This window comes from Allobosea sp. RAF48 (assembly GCF_052114025.1).
Taxonomy (GTDB): domain Bacteria; phylum Pseudomonadota; class Alphaproteobacteria; order Rhizobiales; family Beijerinckiaceae; genus Allobosea.
Map to the genome: position 1 here is coordinate 1 of NZ_JBFRDZ010000034.1, position 10232 is coordinate 10232.

Annotated in this window: 12 protein-coding genes; 8 read left to right on the forward strand and 4 right to left on the reverse strand. The window is 61.5% G+C overall.

What is annotated here, in order from left to right:
• A protein-coding gene (locus AB4Z10_RS29480; RefSeq protein ID WP_441473956.1) for an IS3 family transposase occupies positions 1–1015 on the reverse strand; the annotation gives its coding sequence in 2 pieces (ribosomal slippage) (positions 1–754 and positions 754–1015; 1016 coding nt annotated over the 2 pieces). This gene is flagged as partial in the annotation.
• Between the two features lie 328 nt (positions 1016–1343).
• Between AB4Z10_RS29480 and repA the strand changes: the two genes are divergently transcribed.
• From repA to AB4Z10_RS29510, 6 genes are all read left to right on the forward strand, one after another.
• Positions 1344–2558, forward strand: a complete 1215-nt coding sequence (repA, locus tag AB4Z10_RS29485) for a plasmid partitioning protein RepA (RefSeq protein ID WP_441473957.1) — start codon at positions 1344–1346, stop codon at positions 2556–2558.
• Positions 2555–3592 carry a plasmid partitioning protein RepB gene (repB, locus tag AB4Z10_RS29490; RefSeq protein ID WP_441473958.1) on the forward strand — a complete coding sequence of 346 codons (1038 nt, stop codon included), beginning with the start codon at positions 2555–2557 and terminating at the stop codon, positions 3590–3592. Before repA ends, repB begins: the two co-directional genes overlap by 4 nt.
• Positions 3593–3860: 268 nt before the next feature.
• Complete coding sequence (repC, locus tag AB4Z10_RS29495) at positions 3861–5090, forward strand: plasmid replication protein RepC (protein ID WP_441473959.1); 1230 nt, start codon at positions 3861–3863, stop codon at positions 5088–5090.
• A gap of 1 nt (position 5091) precedes the next feature.
• Positions 5092–5580 carry an MbcA/ParS/Xre antitoxin family protein gene (locus AB4Z10_RS29500; protein ID WP_441473960.1) on the forward strand — a complete coding sequence of 163 codons (489 nt, stop codon included), beginning with the start codon at positions 5092–5094 and terminating at the stop codon, positions 5578–5580.
• 126 nt (positions 5581–5706) lie between these two features.
• A complete protein-coding gene (locus AB4Z10_RS29505) occupies positions 5707–5913 on the forward strand; it encodes a hypothetical protein (RefSeq protein WP_199084333.1) in 207 nt (68 codons plus the stop codon).
• A 124-nt stretch (positions 5914–6037) separates the two neighbouring features.
• Entirely contained in the window at positions 6038–6328 is a 291-nt protein-coding gene (locus AB4Z10_RS29510) for a WGR domain-containing protein (protein ID WP_441473961.1), read from the forward strand.
• Between the two features lie 542 nt (positions 6329–6870).
• Here the strand turns inward: AB4Z10_RS29510 and AB4Z10_RS29515 are convergent.
• The 3 genes from AB4Z10_RS29515 to AB4Z10_RS29525 all read right to left on the reverse strand — a co-directional run bounded on the left by AB4Z10_RS29515 (position 6871) and on the right by AB4Z10_RS29525 (position 8809).
• Positions 6871–7257: a type II toxin-antitoxin system VapC family toxin gene (locus AB4Z10_RS29515; protein ID WP_441473962.1), complete on the reverse strand. Its 387-nt coding sequence runs from the start codon at positions 7255–7257 to the stop codon at positions 6871–6873.
• Positions 7254–7487, reverse strand: a complete 234-nt coding sequence (locus AB4Z10_RS29520) for a type II toxin-antitoxin system Phd/YefM family antitoxin (RefSeq protein ID WP_441473963.1) — start codon at positions 7485–7487, stop codon at positions 7254–7256. Before AB4Z10_RS29520 ends, AB4Z10_RS29515 begins: the two co-directional genes overlap by 4 nt.
• A 263-nt stretch (positions 7488–7750) precedes the next feature.
• Positions 7751–8809 carry a tyrosine-type recombinase/integrase gene (locus AB4Z10_RS29525; protein WP_441473964.1) on the reverse strand — a complete coding sequence of 353 codons (1059 nt, stop codon included), beginning with the start codon at positions 8807–8809 and terminating at the stop codon, positions 7751–7753.
• Between the two features lie 197 nt (positions 8810–9006).
• On the opposite strand from AB4Z10_RS29525, the gene AB4Z10_RS29530 reads away from it, so the two are divergent.
• The gene (locus AB4Z10_RS29530; protein ID WP_441473965.1) at positions 9007–9957 is read left to right on the forward strand and encodes a DUF1403 family protein; all 951 of its coding nucleotides are present in this window, start codon (positions 9007–9009) and stop codon (positions 9955–9957) included.
• Between the two features lie 3 nt (positions 9958–9960).
• On the forward strand, positions 9961–10232 hold a 272-nt coding region (locus tag AB4Z10_RS29535), incomplete at its 3' end, for an SMC-Scp complex subunit ScpB (RefSeq protein ID WP_441473966.1).

The window sequence follows — 10232 nt, forward strand, 5'->3', positions numbered from 1 at the left end:
TAGTATCTGACCCAAGCCTCCATCTTTTCGGCCGCATCTGCAAGCGTCAGGAACCAGTGCGTGTTCAGGCACTCGCTGCGGAAACGGCCGTTGAAGGCTTCGATGAAGGCATTGTCGGTCGGCTTTCCCGGGCGGGAGAAGTCGAGCGTGACGCCCTTGGCGTAGGCCCACAGGTCGAGGTCGCGGCTGACGAACTCGGAACCCTGATCGACACGGATCGTCTTCGGATAGCCAAGTTTCGCGCAGASCCTTTCCAGCGTGGCGACGACGTCCTCGGCCCGGTAGCTGAAGCGGGGATCGGCCGCCGGCGAGAAGCGCGAGAAGGTGTCAACCACCGTCAGAACYCGGATCTTACGCCCGGTGGCGAGCTGATCATGAACGAAGTCCATCGCCCAGACATCGTTCGGCCGCGTCGCCGGCGCACGGTCCTCRCGCAGCTTCGCCTTGACCCGGCGCTTGGGCGTCTTGTTCCTGAGCTGCAAGCCTAACTCATTGTAGATCCTCCGAATCCGCTTCTGATTGACAGGCCAGCCCTCGCGTCGCAGCAGCACGTCGACACGACGATAGCCATAGCGAACGCGGGTCTCGCAGATCGCCTTGATCCGGGCTGCCAAAGGGGCCTGGTCGGGCCGGCAGGATTTGTAGTGGTAGCTCGACGTGTCGAATTCCAGGACCGCACAGGCCCGCCGGATCGACACCTGCCACTCGCCACAGATCAGGCCGACGAGCTCGCGCTTGCGACCAGGCCTCAGAGCTCTCGGCGGATCACGTCCTGCAGCATCTCGCGGTCGAAGGCGAGATCGGCGACGAGCTTGCGCAGCTTCGCGTTCTCGTCCTCGAGCTGCTTCAGCCGGCGCATYTCGGCCGGCAGCAGCCCCTCGTACTTCTTCTTCCAGTTGAAATACGTCGCCTGGCTGATCCCGGCCCGCCGGCAGATCTCCGCCACCGGAATCCCGTCCGCGCCCTGCTTCAGGATGAACGCCTTCTGGGCGTCCGAGAACTTCGAATCCTTCATCGTCTTCCGCTCCTCCCAGCCCATGGGAAACGACGCGGAAAACTCTAGCTCAAAGCGATCCAGTTTTAAGGGCTCAGATCAGGCTCAGGTCAATGCACCCTCCCCTATGGGTGCGCGGGATATCAAAATTGCCGATACCGCTCTTCCCGCGGCTCTTGCATCGATCATTGAGGCAGGGGGCGCAGTCATCTGGATCAACTGACGATCGTTTGTCATTAACAGCTCGTTAACCTTAAACCTCTGGACCCGCAGCTAGAATCATGGCGTAGCTTGTCGGGAGAAGGCCGATAAATCGGCCTTTGCCCGACAAAGAGGAATTCTTACGCCAATGCCCGAAGCCGTGGCACAAAAAGCTGTACAGGCGCTGGCACCTGCCGAGCGCGTGTGGAAGCATGCCCGGGTCCTGTCGCAGCAGCTGAATGCGCTGCGCGAGCGTATGTACCCACCACATGCGCAAAAGAGCCTACGTCATTTTTTGACGAATGAGGTTTCGAAGCTCACCTCCATTCCCGATTCGACGCTTAAGCTTATGTCCAATGAGGGCAAAGGCCCCCTGCCCGCTCGCCTGGAGAATAATCACCGAGCCTACACTCTCGCTCAGATCAACGAGTTGAGGCATTTGTTCGCCGCCCAGAAGCCGTCTGAGGCCCTTCGTTTTCTCCCACATCGGCGACGTGGAGAGCATCTGCAGATCCTGGCAATTGCCAATTTCAAAGGCGGTTCGGCCAAGACAACTACCAGCGTGCACCTCGCTCATTATCTCGCGCTTCAGGGCTATCGGGTACTCGCGGTTGACCTGGATCCGCAGGCATCGTTGTCTGCGATGTTCGGTGCGCAACCAGAGATGGATGTCGCTGCCAACGAGACGGTTTGGGCTGCGCTTCGCTACGATGAACATCGCCGCCCTCTGCGAGATGTAATTCGGAAGACGTATTTCCCGGGCGTCGACCTCATCCCAGGCAATCTGGAGGTGATGGAATTCGAGTACGAAACGCCTCGTATGTTGGCTCAAGCTCGCAAGGCAGACACGCTCTTCTTCGAACGGCTTGGCTTGGCAATTCGCGAGGTGGAGGATGACTATGACGTGGTCGTTCTCGATACGCCGCCGTCGCTTGGATACCTGACGCTAGGCGCGATTTATGCGTCAACCGGGATGATCGTAACGATCCATCCCGCGATGCTCGACGTGGCTTCGATGGGTCAGTTTTTGCTGATGATGGGCGATCTCATCGACGTGATCTCGCGTGAGCGCGCATCCATGCGGCAAGATTTCTTCCGGTACCTGATTACGCGCCACAACCCATACGATAAGCCTCAAACTGAAATTGTATCGATGCTCCGGATGCTGTTCCCCGACGACGTCCTTGTGCCGGCAGCTGTCGAAAGCACGGCCGTCGAAGCTGCGGGATTGGCGAAGAGAAGCATCTACGAACTAGAGACTGGAGAGATTGGACGCGAAGCGTTCAAACGCGCGCGCGAGTCGTTTGATGCGGTGAACGAAGGCATTGTCGACCTCATCAACGAGAGCTGGGGGCGGCGATGAAGAAGCCTGCGCGCCAGTCGATCGTAGCGAGTTTCGGGCTGCTGTCTCAGACCGCGTCGGAGAGCGACAGCGAGAGTATGCGTCCCGATGCTGGGTTGGAGAACTTTACTACGCCAACGCCGCGGGTTCCTGCAGGTGTGATTGGAGCTACGCAGAGGACGCTTTCGGACATCCGGGAGGAGCGTGATCGGCTTCAGGCTATTGTCGATGCTGGTGCTGGAGGAATCGTGGAGCTCGATTCCAACATCATCGACCCCTCCCCGTTTCCTGATCGCCTTCCTGACGACGATGACGCTGGGTTTCAGGAGTTCAAACGGTCGCTGGCTGAGGATGGTCAGAGAATTCCTGTCCAAGTTCGACGTCATCCGGAGCGGCCCGAGCGCTACCAGATTGTCTACGGGCATCGGCGCGTACGCGCCGCACGCGAGCTGGGAATCGCGGTCAAGGCGATCGTCCGTGACTTGGACGACGGGGAGCTCGTCGTATCCCAAGGTTTGGAGAACGCGAGCCGGCAGGACCTGAGTTGGGTGGAACGCGCCGTGTTCGCACGCCGCATGGAGTCCGCCGGCATTCGAGCGCGAGACATTCGGGGGGCGCTTTCTATCGACGATGCCGAGTTGGCGAAGATGCGCTCGGTATGGAGGACGCTGCCCGACGACGTGATCATCGCTATCGGGCGAGCGCCAAAAATCGGGCGCCCGCGATGGCTTGAGTTAGCGGCAGAGCTTGCCAAAGCACCGTCTCAAATTGTCGTGGCCCGGGAAACCTTGTCAGCTGACAAGGTCCGCGCTGAGCCGTCTGACATCAGATTTCAGATGGTCTTGAGTGCCGTATCGGGTGCCAAGGCGCCGTTGGAGAAGCCGACTTTCGATCTTATGGCCAGCGATGGGCAAAGCGTCGGCAAGGCGATGTTCGGTAACCGAGAGATCCGACTCAAAGTCGAAGCCCATTCGGCAAATGAATTCGCATCGTTCTTTCGATCGGAGCTGCCGGAACTGATGAAGCGCTTCGAGGCATCTCGGCGCGGGCGCTAAACGCAGAAACCTTGTCAGCTGACAAGGTTGAGGAGGGGAGGAAAAGGATAGAGCAATTCGCTGTGCTGGTCTGACTGTCGGTTAGCGACGTGCGGTGAGTGACCGAAATCTGCAAAAGAAAAAGGCCCCCGAAACGGTGTCCCGGAAGCCCTTCTCGTAGTTCGCACCTAGAGAATCGCACTTCCTCGAATCGCCGTCAAGAGTCTCTTGGAGACGAAGCGCCTTTTCGGCGAGCGGACTTCTTTTGCCTAATCATAGGTAAGGAAACGTGGTTAATCACGCCGCAACGACGCCCTTTGGGCGGCGGACGCTGACGCTCGCCCATGTAGCAAGCCAAGCGCTCGCGAAAGAACGACTGCCCGAGAAGGCCGTCCACAAATGGAATCTATTTCGGGATATCTGCACGGCCAAGGCTCGGCTGGGCGTGAATGAACGCGCCTTGGCGGTGCTCGACGCTCTGCTCACATTTCATCCGGAGACAGTTCTGACCGGCGAGCAACTCGTTGTCTTCCCGTCGAACCAGCAGCTGGCCCTTAGGGCGCACGGGATGTCCCCGGCGACGCTACGGCGCCATCTTGCGGTGCTCGTTGACTCCGGTCTCATCATCCGCCGCGATAGCCCCAACGGGAAGCGCTATGCGCGGAAGGGGAGGGCCGGGGATATCGAGCTTGCCTTCGGCTTCGATCTGTCTCCCCTGGTTGTTCGATCCGCCGAGATCGAGAGCGCGGCCGAGGACGTCAGGCTCGAGGAGCGAGCCCTGAAGCTCGCGCGGGAGCGCGTCACCATCTGCCGGCGGGACATCGCCAAGATGATAGCGACAGCGATGGAGGAAGGCGTCCCGGCTCACCAGGCGGGGCAGGGGCCTTCAACCTGGCAGGAGATCCGCGCGCTCTACCGGTCGATCGTTGACCGGATTCCGCGCACGGCCCCGCGGGAGGTTCTCGAACCAATTGCCGAAGAGCTATCGATGCTGGCCGACGAAATCCTCAACCTGCTGGAACTCCATATAAAAACTCAGAATCTGAGCGGCAATGAGTCTCATTCTGAGCGCCACAAACAGAATTCAAATCCACAACCACCTATTGATCTTGAACCTAGCTTTCCAGAAAGCAGGGTGGTCAAAGTCGAGATTGATCCTGAACCCGTGAGGAAGGCAGAACGGCCGTTCCCGCTGGGAATGGTCCTCGATGCCTGCCCGGATATCATCGATTACGCCCGCGGCGGAATTTCCAGCTGGCGAGACTTCCTGGCGACGGCAGCGGTGGTGCGATCGATGCTCGGAATTAGCCCAAGCGCCTGGCTCGATGCGCAGAATGCGATGGGCGAGACGGAGGCCTCGATTGTCGTGGCCGCAATCCTGCAGCGTGGCGAGGCGATTTCCAGTGCCGGCGGGTATCTGCGTGGCCTGACGCGGAAAGCCGAAGCCAACGAGTTCTCGATCGGGCCGATGCTGATGGCGCTGATCGGAAGCCGCCGGCGCGAGCCAAAACGGGCGTAGCTTGCCTGTAGATTGCTGGCATACGCAGGCCATTGGCGACAAAAATCGGGCCCGGGTGAGTGGACCTGGCTTACGGACGCTCCTCAATGTCGCGCGCGTCTGGGAGCTCGACGTTGCCGAGATCCAAACGCTCCTGGGTATGCCCACATCGGACGAATTTCAGACCTGGTATGATGCTGCCCGCGCCGACGAGCCTCTGACCCTTGAAACCGACGTCCTATTGCGGATTTCGGCGGTGCTCGGGATTTATAAATCCCTCCGTCTGTTGGAGGGGACTGACGACGAGGGCTCGAAATGGCTCCGAGGCATCAATCGTGAAAGCCCCTTCAATGGGAAAGCGCCGATGGAGTTGATGCTGTCCGGCTTCGAACCTGGGCTGATGGATGTCCGTGGCTACTTGCTCGCCAAGGAGTACGGCGGTGGCACCGCCCCTAACGAGGTCGACCGCAACTTCAAGCCTTTTACCGACGCCAATTTGATCTGGGTCTGATATCGCCTCGGATGACCTCTTGTGTTGCAAGGCGGTCGATTCGATATCGGCGCCGCCAGCTCCCCTGAACGATGCGGCTGAGGCGTGCTCTTGATGCTGTGGTTTCGGCGTTTCAAAGGAATAGACGTGTTTCAGATCAAGGCCACGATCCGGGGTAGCAAGGTCAAGGAAGCGGCCCCTTCTGCGGTGGAGGCGCTTCGCCGCTACCAGGATATCCAGACACGTCCGGGTGTGACTGCTTGTTCGGTGATGAAGGGCGGCGTGCTGGTGGGGCAAGCCGAGCTCGTGAGCGCGGCGACGGTCGAGGACCTGCGCGCCAAATCCGGAATCTGATCTCGCGACGGGGGGCGAGGTTTCGCAGGACGCCTTGCGGCTCATCAACGATGTGAATCGTCAGCACGGAATTGATTCATCCTTTGCGTTGGACGGGTGCATGTCATGGGCGCGAGATGCGCGCATGGACAGCTCCTTCGCCAAAGATGCGCCGCGCTTGCAAATGTTGGTGCTGGACCGATCTGATCCAGCACAGAACATGGCGCGGTTCTATGTGCTTGCGATTGAGCCAACCCTGTTTGGCGATGTCGCGCTCGTACGCGAATGGGGGCGCCGGGGTTGTTCCGGCCGGCGGCGGCTCGATCTCTACGAGGATCAAGAAACTGCAGCCGAGGCACTGCAGGATTGGCTGCTCAGGAAGACCCGGCGTGGCTACGGCGTCGTTGCGACTTCGATCGAAAATGGGGGGGCATAGCCGGAAGGCTCCCCGTTGTCGGGACGGCTACTTTTTAGAGTAGCATGGTGGGCCGGGCCGCGCTTGAACCGGCACCGGCACTGTTATGTGTCAAACGGCGCGGTCGGGCGTGTCGCATTCTGCGCGATGGGCCAACAAGGAAGGCTGAGCGTTCGTTCCTCTTGGATCGGAGATGAGCCCCGGGTCTCTGCGGTAGGCTGACTCGTTCGCCCCGCGTGCTGATCGTCGAGGAGGGAAGGGGGCTGGCGCCGTTGCTGTCTGGCCACACGAGAGGAGAGTCTGCCGGTTCGCGAACAATCGCGATTGCACGTGGCCGTGATGAGTCCGAAGCTAGGTATAGAGGGAGGCGAGGTTATGCGTACGCCTGACAGCTCGGAAGCCTCCATGGCTCGGATCAACGGCATCCTTATTCGGGGCGCCATTTTCGTGGCGATTGCCGCATCCATCGTGTTGCCGCTGCTCCGCTAGATCGCGCAGGCTGTAAGCGTGCGAACTCTGCCAGAGGCAAATCGGCTATTCGGATTATCGTGTGGGGGATTTCGCTACCACAGGCGTTTGACGGCGAAGCTGTCGAATAATGCTTCGTTTGAAATCAGGACCATGTCCTCGGATTGAGCCTGGGCAATCAGGAAACGGTCGAATGGGTCCTTGTGCGCGATGTCCATCTCACCGGCTCGCCGGGCGTGGTGAACGGTGATTGGCAGTTCGGCGAAGGCCTGATCGGCGATGATCGCCTCGAAGTCCTGCGCGAGCAGGGCGGCATCAGGGAGCTTGCCTATGCGGAATTTTGTGGCAACCTCCATGGCAGAGGCGGCACTCACGGCGATGCTGTTGGCCTGGTCTTCGATAGCCTCGCGGGCCCGAAGGCTAAGCGCCTCGTCACCCGCAAGCCACCAAATCAGAGCATGGGTATCAAGCAGCAGTCTCAAGTGAGATTCCATCCCACGAGTTCACCCTCGGGCAGCGGCTCATCAAAGCGCGCATCGATGGCAATCTTTCCCTTGAGAGCTCCAAAGTGTCGCTTACCGCGTGGTGTGACCGGCACCAGACGGACTGCCGGCACGCTACCACGAGCGATAACGACATCTCCGCCATCAAGTGCGTCGGCGATCAGTTTGGACAGATTGGTCTTCGCATCGTGAACCGAGAACTGGGCCATGGAGTATCTCCCTTAGCTAAATATATAGCTAAGTACTCCGCGCCCGGCAAGAACCGTACTGTTTCCGGACTGAACCGCAGTCCGTTGGACTCATGCCACATGGGATCATCCGGGTAGCCGAAAAAACCGACCTCGTAGGAAGGGCCCTGTCTGTCCTCCGTGGAGGTGGCGGCAGGGTTGGTGAGGCAAGGTGCCCAAACGCCGCCAGCGGCCATTTATGGGGTTTTTGGTCGTTTGGCGACCTAAGGCGAAACGGTCTTGCCTTACAGCCCAGCGGCCTTGGTGAGATTGACCCGGAAGCGGTCGCGTCGTCGCTGATAGCGGCGGGTCATCTCGGCCGAGGCGTGCCCGAGCTGCTTCTGAACGTAACGCTCGTCGACCTCGGCCGAGGACGCCAGTCCGGCGCGTAGCGAATGGCCTGCGAAGCGCTGCAGGCGCTCGCCTTCCGGCAGATCGCCGCGGATGCCGGCGGCCATGGCGCATTGCTTGACCAGTCGCGCGACATGTTGGTCCGTCAACCGCTCGGGGCCGACCTGCTTGCCCTGGCCGGTCACCCGCCGAAACAGTGGGCCATGAGCGATCCGCCCCAAGGTGAGCCAGGTCTGCAGGGCGGCGACCGGGCATGTCAGATCGGCTGAGCCGCGACCGATCTCGATTTCGCGCCAGCCGGTCTTGCCGCGCAGGCTGACGAGCAGACCCTCCTTGAGGATTTCGACCCAGCCGCGGCCATCGCGTGTCTGATCCTTGCCGACGTCGAGCGCGACGATCTCGGAGCGACGCAAGCCGCCGGCAAAGCCGAGCAAAAGGATGGCGCGATCGCGCAGCCCGCGCAGCGTGCCGCGGTCCAGGGTGTCCAGCATCGCCGCGAGGTCCTCGCCCAGCACCGCCTCCTTCTGCACCGGGGGCCGGCCATGGCTGTTGCGGATACCGGCGAGCACCGTGGCGATGTGACGATCCCGCCGATCGAGCGGAGTGCCGCGCTGCGCGTAGTTCCAGCTCAAGGCTGACAAACGGCGCTCGATCGTCGCAACCGAGTTCGGCTTTCGCCCTGTCATCGCTGCGCCTGCGGCACAAGCGGTGATGTAGAGGCCGACGATCTGCGGATCCGGCGGCAGGGGAGGGAGCTGCTGGCTCCGGCACCAGGCGCTGAAATGCCGCCAGTCCACCGCATAGGCTCGGCGCGTGTTGGCCGAACTCGCCGCCTCGACATAATCGCGCGCTCGCGCTGCGAGCCCTTCGAGATGCGCCGCAACTGACCCGGTTTGGGCGCGTTCTTCGGTTTCCGGAAGGATCGAATTTCCCGACACCTGTGGCCTCCTCATTCATGGTCGTTTTGGCAGGCCTGTGCATTGCCAGAGGCATTCCGCAGGTCGGAGGGCCGCCAAATCGCGCGTTTCATCTATAAAGACAAAAATGACCGATAATGCAAGATTATCGGTCATTATTCGTTTTCGACGCAGTGTGCGCTTTGACTTAAAAATCATGGTACCAAGCGCACAGTTGGTCTATCCTTCGCTCGATGATCGGTCCCGCTTCAACGCCCTCCGCCGTCTGGAGGCCGCCTGCCGTACCAGGCTGGGCGGTTCCGCGCGGGCTCGTGACGAGCGATGTCGAAGCCGCGTTTCTGGCTGGTTCGGCCTTGAATTCCTTGGATCATCTGGTGCGTGCGGCGCCACCCTGGGCCGGCGCCTGGCGCCAGCGGCTGGCTCTGAAATCTGCTGCCGAAGCCGTCGTGCTGGCCGGACGGACCGAGACCGAAACGCAATTGCGCGACGCTTGGCTCCTGCGTATGCCGGGAGCCGATCCCGGCCCGGCCGGCAACCTGCTTGCCGCCTGGAAAAGCCTGGCCGAGCGCTCGCCCAACGTCTCTCCCGACCGTTTGCGCAGGGCAGTGAATCGGCTCGGCCTGCGCTGGAGTGACAACCTCGTCTCCCTGGTGGACCATTTCGAGGACCTCGCGCGCTCCGGCCAACCCGCGCCTTTGGCCGCTGCGGCGATCGCCGCCGAGGTCCAACGGCTGCGACCGGACACCGGCCTGCTCGGCTGGTGGCTCGCTGATCAGGTCTTGGCCCGGCGCATGCGCTGGCCGGAGACCGTGCCCTTGCTGGTGACGCAGGCGCACGGGGCTGCCTTCCGCAGCCTCAATGATCGAGGTCGCGTGCGTGCGGGAGGGGAGGGGTTCGAGCGCGCGATCTGCGTGGCAGTCGCCTTGGCAGCGGCGCAGGCCTGCTGGCTTGCCGGCGAGATCGCGCCGCGGGCGGCACGGCTCATCGAGGTGACGCCGAAGCTGCGCGCCAAGGGGGCAGCGGAAGTGATCCAGCTTTTGCTCGATAGCGATGCCGTGTCTGGCACGCTGCAGACCACCCATCTGACCCGCTGGGGTTCGCGTCGGCTGTTCGAGCGCTTGGTCAGTTTCGGGGCTGTGCGTGAGCTCTCCGGGCGTGCCAGCTTTCGGCTTTACGGGCTCTAGAGCATGGCCAAACGCGCCCAGACGGAGGAACTTTTCGACGCCGAGCTGGCGGATCTGCCGCCGGAGATTCGGTGGCGTGAGTGGATGGGGCGCGTTGAAGCCGTCATCTTCGCGTCGCCGGAGCCCGTCGGCCGACAGGCCCTGGCGCGCGTCGTCGGCCGCGACTGCAGTATCGATCTGCTGATCGCTGACATCCGCGATGAGTTGGCCGGCCGACCCTACGAGCTCGTTTCTGTCGCCGGCGGCTGGCAGCACCGGACGAAGAAGGGATTCGC